This window comes from Qingrenia yutianensis (assembly GCF_014385105.1).
Lineage (GTDB): Bacteria > Bacillota > Clostridia > UMGS1810 > UMGS1810 > Qingrenia > Qingrenia yutianensis.
On sequence record NZ_JACRTE010000005.1, the window covers coordinates 39,639 to 65,275 of the forward strand.

The 25,637-nt window shown below is 40.8% G+C and carries 24 protein-coding genes, 2 tRNA genes and 1 other RNA gene; 19 read left to right on the plus strand and 8 right to left on the minus strand.

All coding sequences use genetic code 11. From position 1 onward, the window contains the following. The 3 genes from uxuA to H8706_RS05740 all read left to right on the plus strand — a co-directional run bounded on the left by uxuA (window position 1) and on the right by H8706_RS05740 (window position 2,593). Window positions 1-1,038, plus strand: coding sequence for a mannonate dehydratase (gene uxuA, locus H8706_RS05730; protein WP_262431851.1), 1,038 nt, complete (start codon window positions 1-3; stop codon window positions 1,036-1,038). A 16-nt stretch (window positions 1,039-1,054) separates the two neighbouring features. After that, window positions 1,055-1,903, plus strand: a complete 849-nt coding sequence (locus tag H8706_RS05735) for an SDR family oxidoreductase (protein ID WP_262431852.1) — start codon at window positions 1,055-1,057, stop codon at window positions 1,901-1,903. Between the two features lie 81 nt (window positions 1,904-1,984). Continuing rightward, window positions 1,985-2,593: a cytidylate kinase-like family protein gene (locus H8706_RS05740; RefSeq protein ID WP_262431853.1), complete on the plus strand. Its 609-nt coding sequence runs from the start codon at window positions 1,985-1,987 to the stop codon at window positions 2,591-2,593. 49 nt (window positions 2,594-2,642) lie between these two features. Here H8706_RS05740 and H8706_RS05745 read toward each other — a convergent pair whose 3' ends face one another. The 3 genes from H8706_RS05745 to H8706_RS05755 form a co-directional block, all read right to left on the minus strand. Further along, a complete protein-coding gene (locus H8706_RS05745; protein ID WP_262431854.1) occupies window positions 2,643-3,659 on the minus strand; it encodes a DUF3048 domain-containing protein in 1,017 nt (338 codons plus the stop codon). 148 nt (window positions 3,660-3,807) lie between these two features. Continuing rightward, window positions 3,808-5,154, minus strand: a complete 1,347-nt coding sequence (gene gdhA, locus H8706_RS05750) for an NADP-specific glutamate dehydrogenase (RefSeq protein ID WP_262431855.1) — start codon at window positions 5,152-5,154, stop codon at window positions 3,808-3,810. Window positions 5,155-5,324: 170 nt separating this feature from the next. Continuing rightward, window positions 5,325-6,161, minus strand: coding sequence for a helix-turn-helix domain-containing protein (locus H8706_RS05755; protein ID WP_178347800.1), 837 nt, complete (start codon window positions 6,159-6,161; stop codon window positions 5,325-5,327). Between the two features lie 117 nt (window positions 6,162-6,278). On the opposite strand from H8706_RS05755, the gene H8706_RS05760 reads away from it, so the two are divergent. Continuing rightward, a tRNA-Thr gene (locus H8706_RS05760) sits at window positions 6,279-6,354 on the plus strand. Window positions 6,355-6,523: 169 nt separating this feature from the next. Here the strand turns inward: H8706_RS05760 and H8706_RS05765 are convergent. Then, window positions 6,524-7,360 (minus strand): zinc ribbon domain-containing protein, encoded by an 837-nt coding sequence (locus H8706_RS05765; protein ID WP_262431856.1) that lies wholly within the window; start codon window positions 7,358-7,360, stop codon window positions 6,524-6,526. 364 nt (window positions 7,361-7,724) lie between these two features. Between H8706_RS05765 and spo0A the strand changes: the two genes are divergently transcribed. Both spo0A and H8706_RS05775 read left to right on the plus strand, forming a co-directional pair. Then, complete coding sequence (spo0A, locus tag H8706_RS05770; protein ID WP_178347798.1) at window positions 7,725-8,510, plus strand: sporulation transcription factor Spo0A; 786 nt, start codon at window positions 7,725-7,727, stop codon at window positions 8,508-8,510. A gap of 152 nt (window positions 8,511-8,662) precedes the next feature. Next, a complete protein-coding gene (locus tag H8706_RS05775; protein WP_262431857.1) occupies window positions 8,663-9,568 on the plus strand; it encodes a class I SAM-dependent methyltransferase in 906 nt (301 codons plus the stop codon). 167 nt (window positions 9,569-9,735) lie between these two features. Here the strand turns inward: H8706_RS05775 and ssrA are convergent. Then, window positions 9,736-10,087: a transfer-messenger RNA gene (ssrA, locus tag H8706_RS05780) on the minus strand. A 168-nt stretch (window positions 10,088-10,255) separates the two neighbouring features. On the opposite strand from ssrA, the gene H8706_RS05785 reads away from it, so the two are divergent. The 11 genes from H8706_RS05785 (at window position 10,256) to H8706_RS05835 (ending at window position 21,802) form a co-directional block, all read left to right on the plus strand. After that, on the plus strand, window positions 10,256-11,083 hold the full coding sequence (locus H8706_RS05785; protein WP_178347796.1) for a nucleotidyltransferase family protein: 828 nt from the start codon (window positions 10,256-10,258) through the stop codon (window positions 11,081-11,083). Between the two features lie 378 nt (window positions 11,084-11,461). Continuing rightward, window positions 11,462-11,749 (plus strand): helix-turn-helix domain-containing protein, encoded by a 288-nt coding sequence (locus H8706_RS05790; protein WP_262431858.1) that lies wholly within the window; start codon window positions 11,462-11,464, stop codon window positions 11,747-11,749. Then, entirely contained in the window at window positions 11,739-12,092 is a 354-nt protein-coding gene (locus H8706_RS05795) for a TnpV protein (RefSeq protein ID WP_262431859.1), read from the plus strand. The genes H8706_RS05790 and H8706_RS05795 overlap by 11 nt, the downstream gene beginning before the upstream one ends. Beyond that, window positions 12,089-12,925: a helix-turn-helix domain-containing protein gene (locus H8706_RS05800; RefSeq protein WP_262431860.1), complete on the plus strand. Its 837-nt coding sequence runs from the start codon at window positions 12,089-12,091 to the stop codon at window positions 12,923-12,925. The genes H8706_RS05795 and H8706_RS05800 overlap by 4 nt, the downstream gene beginning before the upstream one ends. Before the next feature lie 145 nt (window positions 12,926-13,070). Continuing rightward, window positions 13,071-13,379, plus strand: a complete 309-nt coding sequence (locus H8706_RS05805; RefSeq protein ID WP_262431861.1) for a MobC family plasmid mobilization relaxosome protein — start codon at window positions 13,071-13,073, stop codon at window positions 13,377-13,379. Between the two features lie 93 nt (window positions 13,380-13,472). Next, complete coding sequence (locus H8706_RS05810) at window positions 13,473-14,861, plus strand: ATP-binding protein (RefSeq protein ID WP_262431862.1); 1,389 nt, start codon at window positions 13,473-13,475, stop codon at window positions 14,859-14,861. A 25-nt stretch (window positions 14,862-14,886) separates the two neighbouring features. Next, window positions 14,887-16,659 (plus strand): type I restriction-modification system subunit M, encoded by a 1,773-nt coding sequence (locus H8706_RS05815; RefSeq protein WP_262431863.1) that lies wholly within the window; start codon window positions 14,887-14,889, stop codon window positions 16,657-16,659. Next, window positions 16,656-17,999, plus strand: coding sequence for a restriction endonuclease subunit S (locus H8706_RS05820; protein ID WP_262431864.1), 1,344 nt, complete (start codon window positions 16,656-16,658; stop codon window positions 17,997-17,999). The genes H8706_RS05815 and H8706_RS05820 overlap by 4 nt, the downstream gene beginning before the upstream one ends. Then, window positions 17,999-18,538, plus strand: coding sequence for a hypothetical protein (locus tag H8706_RS05825; RefSeq protein ID WP_262431865.1), 540 nt, complete (start codon window positions 17,999-18,001; stop codon window positions 18,536-18,538). Before H8706_RS05820 ends, H8706_RS05825 begins: the two co-directional genes overlap by 1 nt. Beyond that, window positions 18,538-18,750, plus strand: a complete 213-nt coding sequence (locus H8706_RS05830) for a hypothetical protein (protein ID WP_262431866.1) — start codon at window positions 18,538-18,540, stop codon at window positions 18,748-18,750. The genes H8706_RS05825 and H8706_RS05830 overlap by 1 nt, the downstream gene beginning before the upstream one ends. A gap of 19 nt (window positions 18,751-18,769) precedes the next feature. Further along, on the plus strand, window positions 18,770-21,802 hold the full coding sequence (locus H8706_RS05835) for a type I restriction endonuclease subunit R (protein ID WP_262431867.1): 3,033 nt from the start codon (window positions 18,770-18,772) through the stop codon (window positions 21,800-21,802). Window positions 21,803-21,845: 43 nt separating this feature from the next. On the opposite strand, the gene H8706_RS05840 is transcribed toward H8706_RS05835, so the two are convergent. Then, window positions 21,846-22,802 carry a DUF6076 domain-containing protein gene (locus H8706_RS05840; protein WP_262431868.1) on the minus strand — a complete coding sequence of 319 codons (957 nt, stop codon included), beginning with the start codon at window positions 22,800-22,802 and terminating at the stop codon, window positions 21,846-21,848. Between the two features lie 226 nt (window positions 22,803-23,028). On the opposite strand from H8706_RS05840, the gene H8706_RS05845 reads away from it, so the two are divergent. Then, window positions 23,029-23,229, plus strand: coding sequence for a helix-turn-helix domain-containing protein (locus H8706_RS05845; RefSeq protein ID WP_178347781.1), 201 nt, complete (start codon window positions 23,029-23,031; stop codon window positions 23,227-23,229). A 2-nt stretch (window positions 23,230-23,231) separates the two neighbouring features. Next, window positions 23,232-24,416 (plus strand): tyrosine-type recombinase/integrase, encoded by a 1,185-nt coding sequence (locus tag H8706_RS05850; protein ID WP_262431869.1) that lies wholly within the window; start codon window positions 23,232-23,234, stop codon window positions 24,414-24,416. A 77-nt stretch (window positions 24,417-24,493) separates the two neighbouring features. On the opposite strand, the gene H8706_RS05855 is transcribed toward H8706_RS05850, so the two are convergent. Both H8706_RS05855 and H8706_RS05860 read right to left on the minus strand, forming a co-directional pair. Further along, window positions 24,494-24,584 (minus strand) — tRNA-Ser (locus H8706_RS05855). Between the two features lie 228 nt (window positions 24,585-24,812). After that, on the minus strand, window positions 24,813-25,637 hold the full coding sequence (locus tag H8706_RS05860) for an Mrp/NBP35 family ATP-binding protein (protein WP_262431870.1): 825 nt from the start codon (window positions 25,635-25,637) through the stop codon (window positions 24,813-24,815).

The window sequence follows — 25,637 nt, forward strand, 5'->3', positions numbered from 1 at the left end:
ATGCAAATGACATTCAGATGGTACGGCAAAGATGATCCCGTAACACTCGAAAAAATCCGGCAAATTCCCGGGGTGACGGGCATTGTTTCGGCAATCTACGACGTTCCCGTGGGTGAGGCTTTGAGCCTTGAGAAAATTTTGGAGCTCAAAAAAGAAATTGAGGACAAAGGACTTACATTAAGCGTTATCGAAAGCGTCCCCGTTCACGAGGACATCAAAATGGGCTGCGGCGACCGCGACAGGTACATAGAAAACTACTGCACAACATTAAGAAATCTAGCAAAGGCAGGTATAGACTGCGTTTGCTACAACTTTATGCCTGTCTTCGACTGGACGCGCTCCGATTTGGCATATGAGCTTCCCGACGGTTCAAATGCGCTGATTTACGACAACGAAACGGTGCTTAAAATGAACCCGTTAAGCGGTGATTTATCCCTTCCCGGCTGGGATTCGAGCTACACAAAAGACGGTATGCGCTCACTTTTGGAGGCATACAGCAAAATCACCGAAGAGGATTTGTGGAACAATTTAAAATACTTCCTCGACCGCGTTATAAAAGTTGCGGAGGAGGTTAAAGTCAAAATGGCTATCCACCCCGACGATCCCCCCTGGAGCATTTTCGGTTTGCCGAGGATTATCACAAGCAAGAGAAACATTGAACGATTTTTAAAGCTTTACGACAGCAAATACAACGGTCTTACGCTTTGCAGCGGTTCGCTCGGCGCAGACCCGAACAACGATATTCCCGATATGGTGCGCTCGTTCTGCGGCCGCATACATTTTGCGCATATCCGCAACATCAAAATCACAGGCGAAAGATGCTTTGAGGAGTCGGCACACAAAACAGAGGCAGGCTCGCTCGACATTTTTGAAATCGTAAAAGCTTACCGCGACTGCGGTTTTGACGGCTATATCCGTCCCGACCACGGCAGAATGATTTGGGGCGAAACGGGACGTCCCGGCTACGGGCTTTACGACAGAGCGCTTGGTGCGGTATACATTAACGGCATTTGGGAAGCGCTTGAAAAAACAAAATAAGAAAGGAAAAATTAAAATGAAATTACCGTTTAAAATTGATTTGACAGACAAGGTTGCAGTTGTAACAGGCGGCGGCGGTGTGCTTTGCTCGGGCTTTGCAAAGGCTATTGCACAGTGCGGTGCGCGCGTTGCAATTCTCGATTTGCGCGAAGAAAACGCAAAAAAAGTTGCCGATGAGATAAACGCTGACGGCGGAAAGGCATTGGGAATTTCGGCAAACGTGCTTGAAAAAGACAGCCTTACGGCGGCGAAAAAAATCATCAACGAAAAATTCGGCACGGTTGATGTTTTAATCAACGGTGCCGGCGGAAACCACCCGAAAGGCACCACAACAAAGGAATATTACGAAAAAGGCGACGAGGAAAATGCCGACGTTGTAAGCTTTTTCGACCTCGACAAAAGCGGTGTTGAATTTGTATTTAACCTAAACTTTTTGGGAACACTTATTCCGACGCAGGTTTTCGCGCCCGATTTGCTCGATAAAAAAGACGCGGTAATTTTGAACGTTTCGTCGATGAACGCTTTTTGTCCGCTCACCAAAATTCCGGCATACAGCGGTGCAAAAGCGGCGGTGTCAAACTTCACAAAATGGCTCGCGGTGCATTTTTCAAAAACAGGAATACGTGTAAACGCGATTGCACCGGGATTTTTCGTAACCGATCAGAACCGCGCGCTTTTAATTGACGAAAACGGAAACTTCACACCGCGTTCGCAGAAAATTTTAAACAGCACGCCGATGGGCAGATTCGGCGAAACGGAAGAACTCACGGGAACGCTGCTGTGGCTTTTGTCGAACGGCGCAACGTTTGTAAACGGCGTTGTTGTTCCTGTTGACGGCGGATTTTCGGCATACAGCGGAGTGTAAAATTTTTAATTGCGTCTTAAAAAATATTGACTTTTTCCGATATATGGAATATAATAAAGTTACAAAAGGAGGCGCATATATATGAAAAAAATTGTTACCATTGCACGAGAATTCGGCAGCGGCGGACGTTATATCGGCAAACTTGCGGCTGAAAAACTCGGATATAAATTTTATGATAAAGAGCTTATTATGCTTATGTCAAAGGAAAGCGGACTTTCGGACGAATTTATTGAGGAAGCGGGCGAAAAGATTACAAACAGTATGCTTTTCAACGTCGCTATGGGCGGAGTTTATTTGAACCCCGGCTATAACAACACGCTTATGCCGTTGTCCGACAAGCTTTTCGTGGTGCAGAGCAACATTATAAAACGCATTGCGGAGGAAGGTCCCTGCGTTATAGTCGGCAGATGCGCGGACTACAGTTTGAAAGAGCGCGGCGACTGCCTTAACGTGTTTATCCACTGCCCCGACGAGCAGAAAGCAGAGCGCGCAACCAAAATTTACAATATGCCCGAAAAGAATATTGAAAAGGAAATCAAGCGCCGAAACAAAGCGCGTTCCAGCCATTATTACTATTATACGGGACTTGATTGGGGTTCGCCCAGCAATTATGACATTGTGCTCAACAGCGGTTCGCTCGGTGCGGATATGTGCGCCGACATCATTGCAGACATCGCAAAAAACTGCTGAAATTAAAACAAAAACCGCTTCTTCGTTTTTGAAGAAGCGGTTAATTTTTTTATTTTATAACTGCCTTTGTCGTCGGGCTTATAATGTTAATCCAGGTTGTACCGGGATTTAGCGAAATCTCGTTTCCGTCCTGTGTTTTGTAAACCGTTTTTGCCTGTCTTGACGTTTTCTGCCAGGTAATCGGAACGCATTTTCCGCCCGTTATAAAATATCCCTCGCCGTTTCCGACGGTCGAAACGTCCTGTCTGGGCGAGCCGTCGCCGAGCGGAAAGTTTTTGGCATACTGAATGATAATATTCGTCGCGGTGTAGTCCGTGCCGTCCGCCGATTTATGCTCAGTGGAATTCATTTTTCGCTTATATGCCTTTATCTTCTCGTCATAGGTGTAATAAACCTTATACATTCCCGAATAAGGCAAGGTAATATTCACTGCGTTATCACCCGTAATTTCGGTAAATTCCTTGTTTATTCCCGTGATTTTTTCATCGGTCGTGCTGCGGTAACCCTTTTCTTTTGCCATAGCCTTAATTTTTTCAATGTTCGTGTACGCGCTGTGCCAGTCGCCCGAATATTTTCTTTCGCGCCAGAAAATGTTTCCGTCACCGCCCAGAACACCGTTTATCTTGTTTATGCCAAGCGCACTGATGTCGTTTGCCGCTTTGGGACTCCAGCCGTAGTGAACATAAACCGCGTCGTTTTCAAGAACGTAATCGAGAAAATAGTGACGCGACGAGCGCACGGGTCCGATTTTCTCGCAGTCGGAATTTTTGAAAAGCGCCATAAATCGCGTTGCACCGCCCTCAACAACTATCTCGTAAACCTTATATGCCTTGTCAAGACCGCTTTGCGGCCACGCGGAACTGTTGTCGTTGTCAATCATCACCGCAATGGGACGTTCGTTACCCTCGGTGATGTTTTTGTAAAATTCGCTTGTATTGTCAACCTCGGTAATTTGAGATTTTTCATCATTCGTTTCGGTTTTTTCTTCCGCTTTCTTTCCGCACCCCGTCAAAAGGAGCGACGCGCAAAGAAAACCGATTAAAGCGCGTTTTGCCTGTTTTTTCAATCAAATCCCCCCGCTGTTCAATTTATTATATTTTACTATACCAAATGCGCAAAGTCAAAGAAATATGGAAATATTAAACAAAATGTAACATAAAACCGCCCCGAACAGATAATTCGGGACGGCTTGCGTTACTGTTTTATGAAATTTATCAAACCACGCCGTGTGCAAGCATAGATTCCGCAACTTTGAGGAAGCCTGCAATGTTAGCACCGTAAACGAGGTTGTCTGCGTGACCGTATTCTTTAGCGGCAGACGACGCATTTTTGTAGATGTTAACCATAATATCTTTGAGTTTAGCGTCAACTTCTTCAAAAGTCCACGAATATCTCATAGAGTTCTGGCTCATTTCAAGCGCAGATGTTGCTACACCGCCTGCGTTTGCGGCTTTTGCAGGTCCGAAAAGGACTTTGCTCGAAATGAATGTTTCGATAGCTTCGGGAGTAGAAGGCATATTTGCACCCTCGCCGACAGCCGTAACGCCGTTTGCAACGAGGATTTTTGCGCTTTCTTCGTCAATTTCATTCTGTGTTGCGCAGGGAAGTGCAACGTCGCATTTGATTGTCCAGACGCCTTTGCAGCCCTCGTGATATTCAGCGTCTTTATGGTAGTTAAGATACTCTTTAATTCTCTTTCTCTCAACTTCTTTAATCTGTTTAACAGCGTCTAAATCAATGCCGTTTTTATCGTAAATGTAGCCGTTCGAGTCGGAAAGCGCAACAACCTTTGCACCAAGCTCTGTTGCTTTTTCGGCAGCGTAAATAGCAACGTTGCCCGAACCGGAAACAACAACGGTAGCGCCTTTAAGCGACTTGCCTTTTTCGTTGAGCATTTCCTCTGTGAAGTAGCAAAGACCGTAGCCTGTAGCCTCTTTTCTTGCGAGCGAACCGCCGTATGTAAGGCCTTTGCCGGTAAGAACGCCTGTAAACTCGTTGCGGAGTCTTTTGTACTGACCGAAGAGGTAGCCGATTTCTCTTGCGCCTACGCCGATGTCACCTGCGGGAACGTCTGTATCTGCGCCGATGTGTTTGGAAAGCTCTGTCATAAAGCTCTGGCAGAAACGCATAACTTCCATATCCGATTTGCCTTTGGGGTCGAAATCACTTCCGCCCTTGCCGCCGCCGATGGGAAGACCTGTGAGCGAGTTTTTGAAAACCTGTTCAAAACCGAGGAATTTGATAATGCCTTCATAAACAGACGGGTGAAATCTCAAACCGCCCTTGTAAGGTCCGATAGCGCTGTTAAACTGCACTCTGAAACCTCTGTTAACCTGTACTTTGCCGTTATCGTCAACCCAGGGAACTCTGAATTTTATAATTCTTTCAGGCTCAACAAGGCTTTCTATAACGCCGGACGTAACAAATTCCGGTCTTTTTTCAACAACAGGTTCGAGCGACTCCAAAACCTCTCTTACAGCCTGATGAAATTCAGGTTCTGCCGGGTTTCTTTTTTCAACTCGCGCCATCAATTCTTTTAAATATTCATTCTTTAAGCTCAATTTGCAAACCTCCTTATAAAATTAACAACATTATTGTACTATAAAATCTTCAAAATTGCAAGTTTTTTGCGCGATTTTTTTAAAATTTTTGTGTTTCGGCACAAAGAAACGTGTAAAATTAAGTTTTTCGGCACATTTTTGCAATATCAAACCTTGTAAAATTCATATTTTCACATTTTCGACATATAAAATTTACGGTATTCGAGCGGTGTTTTCAAAAACCTTTTGCGGAACGAATATGTAAAAAACGACTCGTCGGAAAATCCGCACAGCGACGCGACGGTTTTTATGGGATAATCGGTCTCGCCGAGAAGCACCCTCGCATTTTCAAAGCGTATTCTTATAAGGTATTCGGTGGGCGTAACGCCCGTTTCGGCTTTAAAAAGACGTGCAAAATAGTTGGGGCTTAAGTTTGTCACATCGGAGAGTTTTTTCAGCGTGATTTTACGTCTGAAATTCTCCTGAATATACTCGGTTGCAATATCGACCGCACTTTTCGCCGTACTGCTTAAATTGTCGCTTTGGCGGATACTGTCCGCCGCAAGAACATACATAAGTTCGCTCACAAGGCGGTTTTGCGCCGCTTTGCAGATTGGGTTGGGATAAGAATTTCGGCAAAGCTTTTCAAAAATGCGCATATAATCCACGTCGTGCGACGGGCGGATTATGCTCGGAAGCATATTCATAACGGGATTATCAAACTTTTGCTGGACACTGCCCGTACGCTGACGGATATACTCGCCCTCGGGAATGTCGATTTTACCGCTGAAATCGAGCGACAGGATATAGCAGTCGTAACTTTCGCCGTAGCTGAAAACCACCTCGCCGGGACGGCGGATAACCACCGAGCCTTTTCCGACAGGAAATTCTTTTCCGTTTATATTCATAGTTCGGCTGCCGCTCAAATAGTAGTCGATTTCGTAGTCCTTAACCGTGCGGACAACCTTTTCGGAATCGCGGTAATAGAAAAAATGTATGCACTGCAAAACCTTTGTATTGTCAAACATAGCACTCTCCGTTTTTGTTTTGTGTAAATCACAGTTTTTGCACTTTTTTCAAAAAAACTATTGACTTTTACAAGTAAAAATTGTATAATATTTTTTGTTACTGTGAAAAACAGTTTCGCTGTCTTAGCTCAGCAGGCAGAGCACTTCCTTGGTAAGGAAGAGGTCGGCAGTTCGAATCTGCTAGACAGCTCCACGTCGGAATGGACTTTAATCCATTCCGATTTTTTATTGCATAAAAATCTGTTTGCAAACGGGACTTTTGTGGGCATCGTCCCCTACGGTTTTAAACAAATTTTATTGCAGGGGGGGAGATGCAAGCATCGCCCCGTTTAAATTCTCTCACCCAAAAATTTCCCGTGTTCTTAAAAATTTTCTTCATTATGTGTGTCATTCTCTGTGTTATCTTCCGGATCGATTTCCGTATTATATTCATTCTGCAAATTATCTGCACTTTCATTATCGGCATTTTCGTCATTATCCGGCTCATCATTCAAACGTTTACCGCAATAATTGCAGAACACCGCCGACGGCGAAACAGATTTTCCGCAATGCGGACAAAAACTTTCTTCATTATTAAAACCGTTTCCGCAGATACGGCAGAACTGCGCGTCACTGTCACACTCCGCACCGCACACACTGCACGTTTTGCCGTTGCTTTGCTCCGCCGGCTTTTCGGGTTCGGGCAGTGCTTTCGGTTTTTTTGTACGCGAATTTAAAAACACTCTCGACAAAATTGAAAACACAATTACAACAAACGGTGCTCTTGTGGGAAGAAATGTGCTCGAAATGTTAAGACCGAAAAATGAAGCGTATCGGAATTTAAAATTGAGCACCACAATAGCCGCGGCAAGCAAAAACGCGATTACGGAATTTATCACAGCTGCAACGGTGTTAAATCTGTATGTCGTCCTTTCGGGAATAACCGCGCAGACAATCGAAACAACCGCAAGAACAATCATCACAAACGCCAAAAACGAAACAATCAGCGATGTAAGCGCAATTTCAAACGAGCCGAAATTTCCCAAACCGGAAAATAAAAGCCTTAAACTTGAAAATAAATCCGAAATTTCAAAAAGCGTATACATTCTTTGCGCGCCCGAATTGGTCAAAACGTTAACCCAGCCTGAACAGACGGCAATTAAAACGATAACATTCATCACCGCGGACACTATTTTTGAAATAGAATTTGCTTTTTTCACGATAAATTACCCCTTTTTTATCAGATATATTCATTATATACCAAAATTTCGATATAATCAACCGCAAATATCGACAAATTTTACATTTACAATTTTTTCCACAACGGTGTCAAAAAATATTTTTGCTCAAAAAACGCCGTTTTTTTGCCTTTTTTCAATTTTCACTCCAATTTTGCCTCAAAATTTCGGCAAAAATAAATTTTATTTTGGAAAAACAGCGTTTTTCGTGAAAACACTTTTGCTAATTTTTGACATTTATGTAAATATTTGTAAATAATTGGTATTTTTAACTTGTTTTTATTGTAAAAAAAGATTGAGAATTATATAATTAAATTACAAAAAAGAAATATTGGAGGAAAAACGTATGAATAACAAAGTTAGAGTAGTTGTTGCGGACGATAATAAGGAATTTTGCAGAACAATGAGGGATTATTTTGCAGGTTGTGACGATATTGAGTTAATCGGTGCAGCATTTGACGGAAAAGAGGCGTATGAAATGGTGCTTCAAACCAAGCCGGACGTGCTTTTGACCGACGTTGTTATGCCAAATCTCGACGGACTCGGAGTATTGAGCAAGCTGAACAACACCTCGGAACTGACAAAAAAACCGAACGTAATCGTAATTTCGGCAATCGGCAACGATAAAATCATAAGAAGCGCAATGAACCTCGGCGCAAAATATTACATAATAAAACCTGCCGACCTTTCGGTTATCGCAGACAGGGTAAGGGAATTTAAAGAAACAATGTCGATGTTCAAATCGGTGAAAATGCCCGGAAAACAGCAGGGCGGTTCGTTCGACCTCGAAATGGGCGTCACCGCGATTATCCAGAAAATCGGCGTACCTGCGCATATAAAAGGCTATCAGTATATGCGCGACGCGATAATTATGGTTATAAAAGATATGGACGCTATAAACTCGGTTACAAAAATTCTCTATCCCACCGTGGCGAAAAAGTATAACACCACGTCGTCGCGCGTTGAAAGGGCAATCCGCCACGCAATAGAGGTTGCGTGGGACAGAGGCGACCCCGAAGTCTTGGACGAAATGTTCGGCTACACAATTATGAGCAGTAAAGGAAAACCGACAAATTCCGAATTTATTGCTATGATTTCCGATAAACTCCGTCTTGAGCTGAAAAGCGCCTGATTAAAAATTTTCGCCTTATCTTCCTTATATATTGCAAAAACCAAAGCCGATATTGTGCACGGCTTTGGTTTTTGTTTTTCAGATATTTGTTGACAAGGTAAAAGTCTTGTGTTATAATTAAACGCTATTCAGTAATCATCAAGGAGGTTTTTATGGAAGATAGAAGCGGTATCACCTCGCTTATGTCGGCGTTTGCAAGGGCGGTGCACGCGGAATATGAAGAAAATCCCGTGTTACGCGACACTCTTGCGCGCAAGCTTTTGAGTGATGACGAGTACAAAATGATTGAAAATTATGTTTTGAGCGGTATGGATTTTTTTGAGCCGGACAAAAAAGGCTGTTTTTCGTCCGACACCGATGCACTGCGGTATCTTGTGAACACACACCTTGCCCCCACTCCGCTTTGCCGAAGCGCATACTGCGAAAACGCGCTTAAAACCGCAGTTAGAACGGGAACAGAGCAATATGTGATTTTGGGCGCCGGACTTGACACATTTGCGTTCCGCGAAAAAGAATTTGCGGAAAAATATAAAATTTTTGAGCTTGACCACCCCAAAACACAGACAGACAAGCTTATGCGCATAAAGCGTGCAAATTGGGAAATTCCTCAAAATTTAACCTTTGTCAATATTGATTTCACCACCGGCAATATAGCGGCAAAGCTTGTTAAAAACGGCTTTAATCCGCAGAAAAAAACGTTTTTCTCGTGGCTCGGCGTAAGCTATTATCTCTACCGCAGCGAAATCGAAAACACGCTTAAATCACTGCGCCAAATTATGGCGGACGGCAGTACAATCGTTTTCGACTATGCCGGCGCAGAACTGTTTACGTCCAAAGTCCGCCGTGTGCAGAATATGATTGCTATGGCAAAAGCGGGCGGTGAAGAAATGAAATCGTCGTTTGATTTTATGAGCGCCGAGCTGATGATGTCCGATTTGGGATTTTTGGTATATGAACACCTCACCCCAAAAGATATTCAGTCGCAGATTATTAAAAACGGCAGCATAAAAGCATTTGAACATATAAATTATATCCAGGCAGTGTATAAAAGAAAGTAAAATAACCGCACATAAATTTTTGGTGCGGTTGTTTTTTTGATTAAAATTTGCACAGTAATCATCAATCGGAATAATCCGAATAGACCGAGTGTACCTTTTTGCGGAAAAGTGCTGGAAGCTGTGTTTTTGAATAAAAAACACGACAAGCCAAAAGACCTGCCGTGACGTGGTGGAGATGAGGAGAATCGAACTCCTGTCCGAAAATCTATTCGCCAAAGGCTCTCCGAGTGCAGTTTGTGATTAAAATTTCCTCGGTAAAACGCGCACAAACACGCGTTAAATCAAGGTAGCTCTATTGTCCGTGGCGCGCTATAGAGCGTCACGCGTTCACGTTCACCGCTGAAGATGACACCCTTTTTGCAGAACGCGGTTATTCCGCAAAAGGATGGCTGCCGTTAATTAGGCAGCGTAAGCTAAATTATCGTTAGCGTTTATATTTAGAATTTGGGATTTTTAAGCGGTTCCCGCCGCTACTCGCTCCTTCGGGTGCAAAATCCCCGTCGAAACCATTGCATCCCCGTATATGCATAAATTTTATCACATTTTTCATCAAAAGTCAATTAAAATTATCCCCCAAAAAACTGCAAATTATGTTTTTATTCGCCAATAAAATTTATTCTTGCAAATTTTAACAAACTGTGATATAATATTTCTGTTGCAAATTTTATTCACTTGGGGGTAGTGTTTATGAATTCAACTCTGTTGGTAATGGCGGCAGGGGCAGGCAGCCGTTTCGGCGGTCTGAAACAAATTGAGCCGGTGGGCAAAAACGGCGAAGTTCTGCTTGACTATTCGGTTTACGACGCGGTTAATGCAGGCTTTACAAAAGTTGTTTTTGTCATAAAAAAATCTATGGAAAAAGATTTCCGTGAGATAATCGGCAAAAGAATTGAGAAAAAAGTTGACGTTGCATATGCGTTTCAGGAGCTTGACGACCTTCCCGGCGGATTTGCGCCCGTTAAAGACAGGGTTAAACCTTGGGGCACGGTTCAGGCGGTGCTGTGCGCGAAAGACGTTGCGGATACGCCGTTTGCGGTTATAAATTCCGACGATTACTACGGCAGAAACGTTTACAAAATTTTGACCGACCATTTCAACGCGTCAAGCGAAATGTGTATGGCGGCATACGAGCTGGGCAACACGTTGAGCGACAACGGAACGGTTACGCGCGGAGTGTGCGAGGTGGAAAACGGATATTTAAAGAGCGTTACCGAGCATTATAACCTCGACAAAACCACCGATTTACCGCTTGACACAAAGGTTTCAATGAATATTTGGGGATTTATGCCCGACATTTTTGCAAAGCTTGAAAACGGTTTTGTAAATTTCTTAAAAGACCTCAAAGACCCGCTCAAAGGTGAGTATATCCTCCCCGTTTTTGTGGACGAGCTTATAAAAAATGAGAACGCAAAAGTTAAAGTTTTGACATCGAAAGACACGTGGCTCGGTATGACATACCGCGAAGATTTGCCCTTTGTTAAGGCAGAAATGGCAAAACTCGATTATAAATTTTAGTTAACCGCAACCGCAGACAAGCCGTCTGCGGTTTTTGTTTATACAAAAAAGACAACCCATTTTTCTGAAAATGGGTTGTCAAATATTGGCGGACAGGGTGGGATTCGAACCCACGAGCCGCTTGCGCGACTACCTGATTTCGAGTGTTGTATAAATACATTCTCAAAAGGAAAAATAAATACTGATAAGAAACTTCAAAAGGAGCTGAAAACCTTGATATATTCGGGGTTTTCAGCTCCTTTTCTTTTGCTTTCGGCATAAAAACTTGCAGCTTTCAAAGTCTTGGTTTTTGCAGAAAAATTTCATTTTGGGCAAAACGAGGGCAAAACAAAAAGGCAGATAAAAGGAGTTAAAACAAGTTAAGAGAAAGGCAGAGTTATGGACAAAAAATGGTGCAAATTTTGTGAGCAATGGTTAGAAGATTCTCCTGATATTTTAACCGTGCTTGAAATAAAAGCGATTACGGGTTATTGCAAAACCTCGGTTCAGGGATGGATTGACAGAGGCTTGATAAAAGCCTTTTTGACAGGCAGATCAAACAAAATTCCAAAGTCATCACTGCTTGAATTTATGAGCAGCAGCAAATTTTACAATATGCACGTAAAATCAAAGAAACTTAAGGCAAAATTACAAGAATTTGAAAGGATGATTGACAATGAAAATTAGTTATACAAAATACGGAGATTATTATTTACCCGACTTGACCGTGCCAAACAAAGAGTACAATATCGGCAGATTCGGAATGATGCGTTTAAGGTACATAAAAGCTCACCGCAGTTGTTTTTATACAAGTTTGAAGCTCAGCGGCAAGTTGATGGATTACATTCAGGAAACTGACAACAGCGCACAGCAAATGTATGATGACATCATAAGCAAATTCAGAAAAAGCATTGATTCGACTTGCACCGATCAAATGGAATGGGTGCGGCGTATGAATTTTGCAAGGCATTATGCGGAGGAACTTGTGCTTGCCGAATATGTTTACCCGGAAGGAGTTGAGCGAGAATGAAAATTACATACGATACGGGATTTACACAAATGCCGAATAATATTTTGAGGAGCCATACATTAAAGCCGCTGCACAAGGTGGTTCTCAGCGTAATTTGCAGTTATTCAAACAGCAGTAATATTGCCTTCCCGTCTTATCAGACGATTGCTGATGACAGCGGAATCAGCAGGCGAAAGGTTATTGATGTTATAAGCGAGCTGGTGACGTTGGGCTGCATAAAAAAGACTGAACGAAGAAGCAGCAAGGGCGATCATACGGCTAACGACTATGAAGTGCTTATCGGGAGCCCTGATTTTTCTCTGCCCGGTGAAACGTCTGCACCACCGGGTAATGAAAATAATTCACCACCTGATGAACAGCCTTCACTACCGGGTAGTGAAATATCTGCACCACGTAGTGAACAGCGTGCACCCAATCAATATATAAATAAAAATATTAATAATTCTTTTAACAACATCAATCTATCAATCACAGCAAACGAGATAGATGCGATGACGAATCGGATAAAAGAAAATATCGATTATGACATTCTTTGCGAGAGGTACAGCGGCGATATGCTTGATGAACTTGTGAGTGTTATGGCGGAAACTATATGCGGTAATTCCAAAACGGTACGCATCGCCGGAAATGATTTTGCAAGGGAGGTTGTAAAGTCGCAGTTATTAAAAATCAACAGTGAGCATATCGAATATGTGCTTGACTGCATTAAGAAAAATACAACCAAAATCAAGAACATTAAAGCCTATATGCTGACCTGCATTTACAACGCACCGCAGACAATATCAAGCTTCTACACAGCGGAAGTAAATCACGATTTATACGGCTGCGGTTGATTTTATGGGCGAAGCCGTCTTATATGCGGCAAGCATAGAGTTTGGGTACGCAAATGTATTAGCAAGCACGGCATTTGTACTCCCAAAAGCCCGCTTGTTTGTGGCTTTGCCCCTAAAACCCCTGTTTTGAAAGGAGAGAAAAACAATGAGAGCAAATACAAATAAACTGAATTTTTATGTTTCCGATGCGGTGCGAAAAAAGCTTGAAAGGCTATCAAAAAATTCCGGTTTGACAATGACGGCGGTTATTACAAAGCTTATATTGGAGTGTGAGATTCACCCACTCAAGACGGATGAGCTTTTAAAGATTTATAATGAGCTGAACCACATTGGCAACAATATCAATCAGATCGCCCATACTGCAAACGCTGAAAGACATATTTCAGATGATAGAATTGATAGTGCTGTGAATTTGATGAATGATGTTTGGAGATGCGTTCGGAGCTATAAATAAAACACACTTATCAAATTATAAATTACTCAAATATACTTGACTATTTGCGAAATCTGTGGTATAATAATATCAATTCGAATTGGAGGTTGAATTATGTTTATAGGCAGAGGGCGAGAGCTTTCAGCTCTTGAAAGATTATACAAATCGGATAAATTTGAATTTGCGGTTATCTATGGCAGACGCCGTGTGGGTAAAACCGCACTTATCAACAAATTTATTGATGATAAAAATGCTATTTATTTTATGGGTGTCGAGAGCAATGCAAAGCAGAATCTCGAAAATTTTTCAAAGAGCATTATGGAGTATGTCAGCGGTACGGAGATTGACAGCATATTCTCGTCGTTTCAATCGGCGCTCGAATATGTGTTCCGACTTGCCGAAAAAGAACGCATCATTCTTGCAATCGACGAATACCCGTATGTTGCGCGTTCATCAAAAAGCCTTGCTTCTACCCTCCAGCTTTTGATTGATAAATACAAGGATAAATCAAAGCTGATGCTGATTCTCTGCGGTTCATCGATGTCGTATATGGAAGATCACGTTCTTGCCTATAAAGCGCCTCTGTATGGCAGAAGAACGGCGCAAATGAAGCTTTTGCCGTTCGACTTCGAGGAAACCTGCCGCTACTTCGAAAATTTCGCTGCCGAAGATAAGGCACTTATCTATGGGGTTGTCGGCGGTACTCCGCAGTATCTATTGCAGATTAATGACGCATTGAGCGTTGAGGATAATATCAAAGATACATTTTTGAACCCCGTTTCATTCTTGTATGAAGAGCCGATAAACCTCTTGAAACAGGAAGTCAGAGAACCGGCAATCTATACGGCGATAATTGCTGCTATTGCAACGGGAGCGTCGAGAATGTCGGAGATTTCGGGCAAGGTCGGCGAAGATACCAATGTTTGCGCAATGTATCTCAAAAATTTGATCAACTTGGGAATTGTGCAGAAAGAAACACCGTATGGTGAAAAGGCATCACGAAAGTCGGTTTATTCGATTGAAGATAATATGTTCCGTTTCTGGTATCGGTTCGTGTTTGAAAATAATTCAATTATCGCCCGCGGCGCCGCAGATTTGGCATATAAGCGTATCGAGCCGCAGCTTTCGGACTATATGGGCAAGGTTTTTGAGGAAATCTGTAAACAGTATCTGTGGAAACAGCTCCTTTCCGGCAACTGCCCTGTTGAGTTTACGGCTCTCGGTCGCTGGTGGGGCAATAATCCGAAAGAAAAGCGTCAGGAAGAAATCGACATTATGGGCGAGCAAGACAAAAATACTGCCCTTTTTGCAGAGTGTAAGTGGACAAACGAAAAGGTCGATCTCGGCGTGTTGGAAACACTTGTTAAACGAAGCGAACTGTTCAATTACAAAACTAAATATTATTATCTGTTCTCAAAATCCGGCTTTACTAAAGGTTGTGAAGATAAAGCAAATGAAATGGGTAATGTGAATTTGGTCGAGTATGGAGATATAATACGTTAAACTATAAATAAAGGAGAAATTGACAATGTCAGAATTATTTACACAAACCACAACAAATATACAGGAAAAGTCAAATTTGATATGGAGCGTTGCTGACCTGCTGCGTGATTATTACAAACCGCACGAATACGGAAAAGTAATTTTGCCGTTTTGCGTCTTGAAAAGATTTAACGACTGCCTTATTCCGACAAAGAATAAGGTTTTGGAAACATACGAAAATGTAAAACACCTTGAAGTTAAATCCGGCTTTTTGGAGCGTGCCGCCGGCTACTCATTTTACAACATAAGCAAATATGATTTCGGGAAGCTGACCGAAGACGCAACGCATATTGAAGATAATTTCCGCAATTATATAATAGGATATTCCGAAAATGTGCAGGACATTTTGGAAAATTACGAGTTTGACAACGAAATCAAAAAACTTGCAAACAACGGTCTTTTATTCCTCGTAATAGAGGCGTTTAATAAACCGAGTGCCTATATGGGAGCAGATAAAATTACTTCCGTTGATATGGGATATATTTTTGAGGATTTGATAAAGAGATTTTCGGAAAGTTATGACGAACAAGCCGGAGCGCATTTCACATCGAGAGATATTATATATCTTATGACTGATATTCTTATTTCCGAAGATAAAGACCTTTTAATTGAAGAAGGTGTTGCAAAGACGGTTTATGATATGACAATGGGTACTTCTCAAATGCTTACCTGTATGACGGAGCGGTTAAAAGCTCTTGATTCCGAGGCTGACGTCAGAACATTCGGGCAAGAGTTAAATCCCGAAACATTTGCTATCGCAAAATCCTCCGCCCTTATTCACGGCGGCAATGCCGATAATATGAAGCTCGGCAACACGCTTTCGGACGATAAATTCCCGAATTATAAATTTGATTATATCATTTCAAATCCGCCGTTTGGTATCGAATGGAAAACCGCAAAAAGAGAGGTTGAGGCGGAACACGCCATGGGCGACAACGGCAGATTCGGCGTCGGCTTGCCCAAAATATCCGACGGACAAATGCTTTTTGATTTAAATGGAATTGCAAAATTGAAAGACGACGGCAAAATGGCTATTATACATAACGGCTCGTCGCTTTTTACCGGTGCGGCTGAAAGCGGTGAAAGCGAAATCCGCCGATATATGATAGAAAATGACTGGCTCGACTGTATAATTCAGCTTTCAACAGATGTATTCTATAACACGGGAATTACAACATATATCTGGATAATCTCAAAAAATAAACCTCTGCACCGACAGGGCAAGGTTCAGCTTATAGACGCGTCCAAAATGGCGGAACAGCGCAGAAAAAATATAGGAAATAAAAGATACGATATAACCGACAAATGCCGTGAGGCTATCGTTAAGGTTTACGGAGATTACAGGACAAAGGAATATGATTTTGACGGAAAAGTGTGCGAAAGCAAAATTTTCAATAATGAGGATTTCGGCTTTAACCGTATTCAGATTGAAAGCCCGCTGTATGATGAAAACGGAGAAATCGTAACCAAAGGCAAGAAAAATCAGCCTGTCCCCGACACTTCAAAACGAGATTATGAAAACGTTCCGCTTGTGGAAGATATAGATAGCTATTTTGCAAGGGAGGTAAAACCGTATAATGCGGCGGCGTGGATAGATAAAAGCAAAACAAAGGTTGGCTATGAAATACCATTTACAAGATATTTTTATAAATATCAGGCTCCGAGAAGTTCCGATGAAATCGCAGAAATTATAAGCTCGCAGGAGGCAAGCATCACTGCTTCGCTTAAAGCATTGTTTGGGGAGCGTGAAAGCAAATGACAAGAGAAATGAAAAACAGCGGTGTTGAATGGATAGGCGATATTCCGAGTGAGTGGGAAATTGAAAAAACAAGTAGAATTTGTAATACAATTACTGATTATGTCGCAAGTGGTAGTTTTGCAAGTTTGTCGGAAAATGTAAAATATCTTGATGAACCTAATTATGCAATGTTAATAAGGACTGCTGATGTATCAAATAAGGGTTATAATAGTAAACCTGTATATGTTGATGAACACGCATACAATTTTTTGAGAAACTCAAATTTATATGGCGGTGAGCTACTACTACCAAACATAGGTGGTGTTGGCGAAGTATATATTGTACCAAAATTATATGAAAAAATGACACTTGCACCTAATGCAATTATAATTAGAACCGATTATTGCGACAAGTACTATTACTATTATTTTTGTAGTGATGCAGGCTTTATGTCAATAAAAGAAATTTCGCAAAGTACAGCACAACCTAAATTTAACAAGACTGATTTTAGACAAATCAAAGTTTTACTTCCACCGCTTCAAGAACAGAAAAAAATAGCCGATTTCCTTGACAGCAAGGTTAGAGAAATTGATAAAATCATTTTCGAAACAAAGGCAAGTATTGAAAATTACAAAGAGTATAAGCAGTCGGTTATAACAGAAGCCGTCACAAAAGGACTTGATAAAAATGTGCCGATGAAAGATAGTGGTATTGAGTGGATAGGCAAAATTCCGTGCGAGTGGAAAGTATGTAAATTAAAATTTTTTTCTAAAATGATCTCAAAAGGAACTACCCCAAAAGATATGAGAACGGAAATAGACCACAAATATTGTGTTAGATATTTAAAATCTGAAAATATCGTTAGTAATGATTTAAGGTTAGAGCCTGAATTTTCAATTACGAAAGACATAAACGAGGAATTAAAAAGATCTCAATTAGAAATAAATGACATTTTGTTTGTAATTGCAGGTGCTTCCATAGGGAAAACAGCAATAGTACCAGAAGAATTTTTGCCTGCAAATACAAATCAAGCAGTATCTTTTATTCGTTTAGAAAAAGAATTTTTAGATTACAAAAAATATGTATGGTATTTTTTACAATCAAGAATTATACCTACTGTGATTGCATTATATTCTGTTCAATCAGCGCAACCTAATTTATCAATGGAGAATTTAGGGAATATTAAATTGGCTATAAGCAAAAATAAATTAGAAATATTTAAAATTGTTGATTACCTTGATGCAAAAAACGCAGAAATAGATAATCTCATTTCGAAAAAAGAAAAACTTATTACAAATTTGGAAGAATACAAAAAGTCACTTATCTATGAATATGTGACAGGAAAAAAGGCGGTGGAGTAATGATTCTTCAATTAGTTGATGATGTAAAAAAGGCATTAAGCAACGGTTGCTATTTTTCCGCACTTGCTCTTGCATTAACATTACCCGATGCTTGCGGAAGAGCGGAATATGGAGAAATTGGGATTGGTAAACGTTATAGAGATTGGTGTAAAAATTTCTGTATAACTGATTTTGCATACTCTAAATGTAGCAATGATATGCCATATTTAAGCGAAGAAGTATTATATCAGTTAAGATGTTCGTTTTTGCATCAAAGTACACCAAGTATTGAACCTACAAAAATCAATGAAGAACGGTGTAAAATTGACAAAAATGAATTTGTTCTGTCTATTTCAAATGAACCGCTTTTAGACAATGGAACAAGTATGGTTTCTTATAATATAGAAGAAATGAAAATTGTAAAAAGAGGATATGAAATAAGCATTGATTACTTATGCCATATGATATGTGCTGCCGCTGCTAAATACTATGAAGAAAATAAGGAGAAATTTAGTTTTATAAATTTTCGTTTAATTGACAAAAGAAAGGAAGATTTTTAATGAACCCAATTTACGAAATGTTTAATTATCAATATATTCAGCAACAGGCACAAGAAAAGCACTTTACACAAATTGCAAAAGTACAGCAAAGTGCAAATAAATTAAAAGACTTTTTTGATAGTTTAGATGAGATAGAACCAGAATACAGAAATGACGCAAGTATAGAATTTTCTGCAATTATTTTGGATTTTATAAAAAGAAATTCAAATTGATGAATAGGAGGTCTAATCTATGGATATAAAAGAAAAACGCTTTGAGCAGGACATAGAAAGCTATATGTTAAACTACGGCGGATATACAAAGGGCAATTTATCGACATATAACCGCGAGACCGCCATTGACCTGCCGAAGCTGATACAATACATAAAGGCAACGCAGCCGAAAGAGTGGCAAAAGTACGAAAGAAATTATGGTGCAGACGCTGAAAAGAGATTATACAAGCGTTTTCAGGAATGTGTTGACACGTTCGGATTGACCTATGTTTTAAAGCACGGCTTTGAAGATAGGGGTGCAAAAATAAAAATTGTATCTTTCAAAGAAAACACAACGCTCAACGATTCCGTGCTTGCCGATTACAATTCAAACATTGTAACCTGCACAAGGCAGTTTAAATATTCAACCGAGAATGAAAATTCTATTGATATGGTGCTGTCCGTAAACGGAATACCTGTTGTTGCTTTGGAGCTGAAAGACCAATTAACGGGGCAAAGTGTTGCCAATGCAAAAAAGCAGTTTATGACGGACAGAAACCCGAAAGAGTTTTGTTTCCGTTTTGACAACCGTTTTCTCGTATATTTTGCCGTTGATTTGTACGAAGTTGCAATGACAACAAAGCTCGACGGAGAAAAAACATTCTTTCTGCCGTTTAATCAAGGCTCAAACGGCGCCGGCAATGTCGGAGGCAAAGGAAACCCCGAAAACAAAAACGGGTACGCCACAAGCTACCTTTGGGAAAAGGTTTTGACAAAGGACAGTCTTTTAAATATACTTCAAAGGTTTTTGCAGAGAGTTGAGGAAGAAAAGATTGTTTATTCAAACGGAAAAGAAGTCAAAAAGAAATCGGTTAAACTGATATTTCCGCGTTTTCATCAGTTAGACGTTGTGTCAAAGCTGGTCGCAGATGTTAAGGACAACGGTTCGGGGCATAATTACCTTATTCAGCACTCCGCCGGCTCAGGCAAGAGTAATTCTATCGCTTGGCTTGCATATCAGCTTACCGAATTGCACGACAAGGACAATAAACCTATATTCACATCTGTTATAGTTGTCAACGACCGCACCGTGCTTGACCGCCAAACACAGAACACAATTTATGGATTCGACCATACAAAAGGCGTTGTCGAAAAAATTGATGATGACAAACATTCAGCCGATTTAAAAGCGGCTATAAACAACGGTAAGAAAATCATTATAACAACAATTCAAAAATTTCCGTATATCTACAATGAAATTGACGATACCACCGACAGGCGGTTTGCAATTATTGTTGATGAGGCGCACAATTCACAGACAGGAAAAAATGCCGCAAAATTGAAAACCGCCCTTGCCGACACAGAGGACGCATTAAGAGAATATGCCGAGCTTGAAGGTCTTGCGGAAGATGAGGTAAAAGACCAAGAGGACAAGCTGGTTGATGAAATGCTGTCGCACGGAAAACACAAAAATCTTTCGTTCTTTGCCTTCACCGCCACACCGAAATCAAAAACGCTTGAAATATTCGGCACACCGAGAGAAAACGGCAAAGGCTTCAGACCGTTTCATATTTATTCTATGAAACAGGCTATTGAGGAAGGCTTTATTTTAGACGTGCTCAAAAATTTTATGCACTATAAAACCTGTTACCGCATTGCAAAACAAACGCCGGACAACCCCGAAGTGCCGGCAAACAAAGCAGTAAAGGCTGTTTTGAGGTACAAGGAACTGCACCCTCACAACATTGCACAGAAAACCGCCATTATTATTGAAACATACAGAAGCGTTACAAAAAATAAAATAAACGGCAGAGCAAAAGCAATGGTTGTAACGGCGTCGCGGCTTCACGCAATAAGATATTATCACGAGATGAAACGCTATATTGAAAGTCACGGATATGATGATGTTGAAATTCTTATTGCCTTTTCGGGCGTTGTGAAAGACGGCGAATTTGAGTACACCGAAGAAGGCTTGAACAAACGAAAGGACGGAACAACCATAAAAGAAAGTCAGCTGCCGTCGGAATTTAACAAAGACGAATATGCAATGCTTGTTGTTGCGGAAAAATACCAGACGGGATTTGACGAGCCGTTGCTGCACACAATGTTTGTCGATAAAAAGCTGAAAGATGTCAAAGCAGTGCAGACACTTTCAAGGCTTAACCGTATATGTCCGGGCAAAACAGATACATTTGTGCTGGATTTTGTAAACACTGCAGATGATATACAAAAAGCCTTTGAGCCGTACTATGAGGCTACATATCTTGATGAAGAAATCAATGTCAATATGATTTATGATACAAGACAGCTTCTCCGTCAAAAAGGAATATATGATGAAAATGATATACAGGAATTTTTAAAAATATTCTTAAAAAAGGACCAAAATGACAGCGATTTGGGAACACTCACAAGCCTTTTAAAGCCCGTTGTGGCAAGGTATGAGGCAATGAATGAGGAAGAAAGGTTTGAGGTCAAGAAAACGGTTAAAAATTTTAATAAGTGGTATTCATATATTACGCAGATAAGCAGAATGTTTGACAGGTCTTTGCAGGAGGAATACACATATACGCAATACCTTGAAAAAATGCTGCCGCCGGTCAGCGACACACGCAATGTTGATTTGGAGGATAAGCTGAAACTTGAATACTATAAAATTCAAGAGGATTTTCACGGAGATATTAGTTTAGCACCGACGGAAGCAACAAAAACGCTCGAAAATCCGAAGTCATTAAAAACGGCCGGATTTATGTCCGAAGAAGATGCTTTGCTTGAAGAAATTATCAGCAAAATAAATGAACGGTTTGACGGTATTTTTTCGGAGGGTGACAGAGTTATTGTTGAAACACTTTACAACAGAGCAAAGGAAAATAAGAAACTAAACCGTCAGGCACAGAAAAATGATGAGGAAGTTTATACAAAGTCAATATTTCCCGAAGTGTTCAAACAGGTTGCGCAGGACTGTTATATGGAACAGATGAAGGCGTTTTCAAAATTGTTTGAGGATAAACGCTTTTATGATACGGTTATGGCTACATTGGCACAGGAAACATATAGAACTTCAAACAGAGTATAATCCACAAAAGCAGCAGACCACAATCTGCTGCTTTGCTACATATTTATCTAAAATCGTCAAGCCAAGTTTTGAACTGTTCAAGAGTTATTTCGCCGTTATAGCATTTTTTACGCTCGGCACGGGCGATTTTTCCGAACTTTTTAAATTCATCTTTAGTGATGAGCTTTGCGCGCTGACGCGAGTCCATACGGCGGTAAGCGGTGATATAGGCTTTATGAATATCGTCGTTTTTATGAGTGATATCAAATGTTTTAAGTGCGCCGAACTCATTGCAAGGTCTTGTTTCGCCGGGCATAATTCTGTCGCAGTATTCGCTGCTTGTGCGCCCGCCGGGCACAAAATAATGACCGCAGCATTTACACGGCTTGAATTTAATCTTATTTGCAAGCATCTGCATTATATCAAAGCGAATTACATCATCCATAGTTTCGAGAGGGTAGATAATTACATCGCTTTCAAAATCAAAATGCGAATCAAATTGAAAATCAAACAGTTTGCTCTCTTTTCCGTAGTTTACAAAACGCTGATTAAGGGAGCCGTTTTTATCTTTCATAATATCATTTATATAAAACTTAATTTCAGCTTTTTTCTGCTCAATACTTGCTGTCATAGCATTGATAAAATTCATCATATAATGCGCCGAATCTTTTGGAGGCGCTGCAAAATCACTGCCCATAAACGCCGTAAATTCCGCAAGAGCTTTATCATCTGTTCCCTCGGCAAGGTATTCGATAAATGCAGCAATATAGACCGTTAAATAGCTGTTTTTATCTACGAACGGTGCAGCAATCGTTATAGCCTCACTTACACCGCCTGCGGCAAATGACGAAAGTATTTTTGTGAATATAGTTTCAAAATCGCTCCCGTCGATCCACAAAAAATCAAAAACCGCTTTGCCCGAAACAGAGCTTATCTCAGTTTCCTCTATCTGACTGAATTTTAACTTATAGTATGTCCGCTTGTTTTTTGAAAAGCCGAATATCTTTATATTATCTTTCATAACACACCTACTTTATATAACGAATATACATAATACTTGTATCTATTATATCATATCGTTTTTTAAAAGTCAACAAATACACAAAACGATTATAAAATATTTTTGAAAAATAATACTTGACAAACTTATAAGCGTGTGATATACTATAAACGACGATAAGTATATTTAACTTTATAATCGTTCTGTATATCCGTACATATACTATATCGGAAAGGAGGTCAGAAATATGAGCATTATAAACGACACACGCAAATTTAAACAATATCCCGATGTTCTGTCGGCAGACCAAGCGGCTGAAATTCTTGATGTAAGCAAGAAAACAATCTATAAAGCAATCAAAAGCAAGGATATTCACGCCGTAAAGGTCGGTCGGGAATATAAGATAGTAAAATCAAAGCTGATTGAAATGCTTGTAGTAGGAAGGTAGTGATGAAAACGAAAAAAGAAGTTAAGGTTTCGGGACATTTGGAGGCAATCGGCGGAGTTTATCATATGAAGCTTTCGTGGATAGACGATGCCGGAAAACGCCGCCGCAAATCAAAAAGCACCGGATTGGCTGAACGAGGAAATAAAAAACGAGCAAACGATATGCTTATCGACTTTATGCGTGAACAGGAAGCTGAAATCGCCGCAAGCGGCGATTCGGCAACGGACATTCTTTTCACGGATTATATGCAACAATGGCTTGAACGCGTCAAACCGAGTATTCAGCTTACTACATACAGCGGCTATCGCGACAATGTGTGCAGCATAATTATACCGTATTTCAAGCCGCTTGAATTTAAGCTCAGAGATGTTACGGCGCAGCATATTCAGGATTTTTACACTGAGCAGATGAAGCGCGTATCGGGTAAAACGGTTAAAAGGTATCACGCAAATATACACAAAGCATTTAAAGATGCACGGCGGCTTCAAATTATTGATTCCAATCCTATGGATTGCGTTGAACCTCCGAAAGCACAGCCTTTTCACGGGCAAGCCTATACGATTGAAGAATCTCAAAAAATTCTTGCTTTGGTGAGTGACACAATTTTTGAAATTCCGATTACGATGATGCTGTTTTACGGATTACGCAGAGAAGAAGCAATCGGTCTTAAATGGTCTAACATTGATTTTGAAAATGACAGTATTCTTATCGGTCATACAGTAACCGAAACAAGAGTTGACGGACATTTGCAAATGATACAAAAAGACCTGACCAAAAACAACAGCAGCTTTAGAAGTCTGCCGCTGGTAGCACCGATTAAAGAGCTTTTGGACGAAAAAAGAAAGAGTATTTATGAGTGCAAAAAGCTTTTCAAAAGCGGTTATTGCAGCAAATACTCGGATTATGTGTGCGTTAATGAAATCGGGGAGTTGATACGACCGAGAACTCTTTCTGATAATTTTAAGAGAATTATCAAGAAAAACAATATCCGAAATTTAAGGCTTTACGATTGCAGACACACGGCAGCGAGCATAATGCTGAAAAACGGTGTAAGTATGAAACAAATTCAAATGATACTCGGTCACAGCGATTATGCAACAACGGCAAATATTTATTCTCATCTTGATTATGCGGATAAGGTTTCCGCAACAAAAGAGATGAAGAATATACTGTACGGTAACGAATAATGGAGAGGTTTAAGGCAAAATTGGGCAAAAAACACAAAGTAAATGCGGGTTCGCAAAAGTAAGCAAACCCGCATAATTGGCGGACAGGGTGGGATTCGAACCCACGAGCCGCTTGCGCGACTACCTGATTTCGAGTCAGGGCCGTTATGACCTCTTCGATACCTGTCCAAATATTAAAAACAGTGCAGCGTGAACACTACCTTGCCATTATACAACAAAACACATCAATAGTCAAGTGTTTTAAAGCAAATATTTCTAAATTTTTTATCAATTCTTATAAATATCCGATTAAAATTGCGAAAATTCTCCCGTGCTTGCTTCTGTAAAAACAACATATACGGCTCTCCCGCACTCTGCAAGAGAGCCGTATTATGCAAATTTTTTCGCAAATCTGCTTTACTTCATTGTAACAATCTTTTTCAGCATCAAATTAAGCCAGTCGCCCTCGAAAAGCTCAATCATACCCTTGTCACACGCCGACGCAAGCTTTGTGTCGACAGGAAGCTTGCAAACCGTATCAATTCCGAGGTCTTCCGCCGCCTTATCAGCCTTGCTTTTGCCGAACGCCTCGATTTTTTTACCGCAGTCGGGACACTGAACATAGCTGAAATTTTCAACCAGTCCCAAAATCGGAATATCGAGCATCTGCGCCATTTTAACCGCCTTGCCGACAATCATAGACACCAAATCCTGCGGAGATGTCACAACAATAATTCCGTCAATCGGAATTGACTGATACACCGTAAGCGGAACATCACCCGTTCCGGGAGGCATATCAATAAACATATAATCAACGTCACCCCAGATAACGTCAGTCCAAAACTGCTTAACCGCGCCTGCAATGACGGGACCTCTCCACACAACGGGGTCGGTCGGCTCCTCCAAAAGCAGGTTTATGCTCATAACGTCAATTCCCGTTTTTGTTTTTACGGGATAAATTCCGCTGTCGTCGGTTTCCGCGCGCTTTGTAAGATTAAACATCTTCGGCACCGACGGACCTGTAATGTCCGCGTCCAAAATTGCGGTTTTATATCCGGCACGGCTTGTGAGCACCGACATAAGTCCCGTGATAAGCGACTTGCCGACACCGCCTTTGCCTGACACAACACCGATAACTTTTTTAATATTGCTGAGCGCGTGCGGTTTTTCCAAAAAGCTTTTAGGGTCGCGCGATGCACAGCTTTCGCCGCAGTTTGAACAATCGTGAGTACATTCGCTCAT

Bases quoted from the DNA above. Each gene is read 5' to 3' on its own strand.
- H8706_RS05775 (WP_262431857.1), top strand. From the start codon at position 8,663: ATGGAAGATAGAAGCGGTATCACCTCGCTTATGTCGGCGTTTGCAAGG.
- H8706_RS05805 (WP_262431861.1), top strand. From the start codon at position 13,071: ATGAGAGCAAATACAAATAAACTGAATTTTTATGTTTCCGATGCGGTG.
- H8706_RS05810 (WP_262431862.1), top strand. From the start codon at position 13,473: ATGTTTATAGGCAGAGGGCGAGAGCTTTCAGCTCTTGAAAGATTATAC.
- H8706_RS05830 (WP_262431866.1), top strand. From the start codon at position 18,538: ATGAACCCAATTTACGAAATGTTTAATTATCAATATATTCAGCAACAG.
- H8706_RS05740 (WP_262431853.1), top strand. From the start codon at position 1,985: ATGAAAAAAATTGTTACCATTGCACGAGAATTCGGCAGCGGCGGACGT.
- spo0A (WP_178347798.1), top strand. From the start codon at position 7,725: ATGAATAACAAAGTTAGAGTAGTTGTTGCGGACGATAATAAGGAATTT.
- H8706_RS05820 (WP_262431864.1), top strand. From the start codon at position 16,656: ATGACAAGAGAAATGAAAAACAGCGGTGTTGAATGGATAGGCGATATT.
- H8706_RS05860 (WP_262431870.1), bottom strand. From the start codon at position 25,637: ATGAGCGAATGTACTCACGATTGTTCAAACTGCGGCGAAAGCTGTGCA.
- H8706_RS05795 (WP_262431859.1), top strand. From the start codon at position 11,739: ATGAAAATTAGTTATACAAAATACGGAGATTATTATTTACCCGACTTG.
- H8706_RS05790 (WP_262431858.1), top strand. From the start codon at position 11,462: ATGGACAAAAAATGGTGCAAATTTTGTGAGCAATGGTTAGAAGATTCT.
- H8706_RS05825 (WP_262431865.1), top strand. From the start codon at position 17,999: ATGATTCTTCAATTAGTTGATGATGTAAAAAAGGCATTAAGCAACGGT.
- H8706_RS05815 (WP_262431863.1), top strand. From the start codon at position 14,887: ATGTCAGAATTATTTACACAAACCACAACAAATATACAGGAAAAGTCA.
- H8706_RS05755 (WP_178347800.1), bottom strand. From the start codon at position 6,161: ATGTTTGACAATACAAAGGTTTTGCAGTGCATACATTTTTTCTATTAC.
- uxuA (WP_262431851.1), top strand. From the start codon at position 1: ATGCAAATGACATTCAGATGGTACGGCAAAGATGATCCCGTAACACTC.
- H8706_RS05800 (WP_262431860.1), top strand. From the start codon at position 12,089: ATGAAAATTACATACGATACGGGATTTACACAAATGCCGAATAATATT.
- H8706_RS05850 (WP_262431869.1), top strand. From the start codon at position 23,232: ATGAAAACGAAAAAAGAAGTTAAGGTTTCGGGACATTTGGAGGCAATC.
- H8706_RS05845 (WP_178347781.1), top strand. From the start codon at position 23,029: ATGAGCATTATAAACGACACACGCAAATTTAAACAATATCCCGATGTT.
- H8706_RS05785 (WP_178347796.1), top strand. From the start codon at position 10,256: ATGAATTCAACTCTGTTGGTAATGGCGGCAGGGGCAGGCAGCCGTTTC.
- H8706_RS05840 (WP_262431868.1), bottom strand. From the start codon at position 22,802: ATGAAAGATAATATAAAGATATTCGGCTTTTCAAAAAACAAGCGGACA.
- H8706_RS05735 (WP_262431852.1), top strand. From the start codon at position 1,055: ATGAAATTACCGTTTAAAATTGATTTGACAGACAAGGTTGCAGTTGTA.
- H8706_RS05835 (WP_262431867.1), top strand. From the start codon at position 18,770: ATGGATATAAAAGAAAAACGCTTTGAGCAGGACATAGAAAGCTATATG.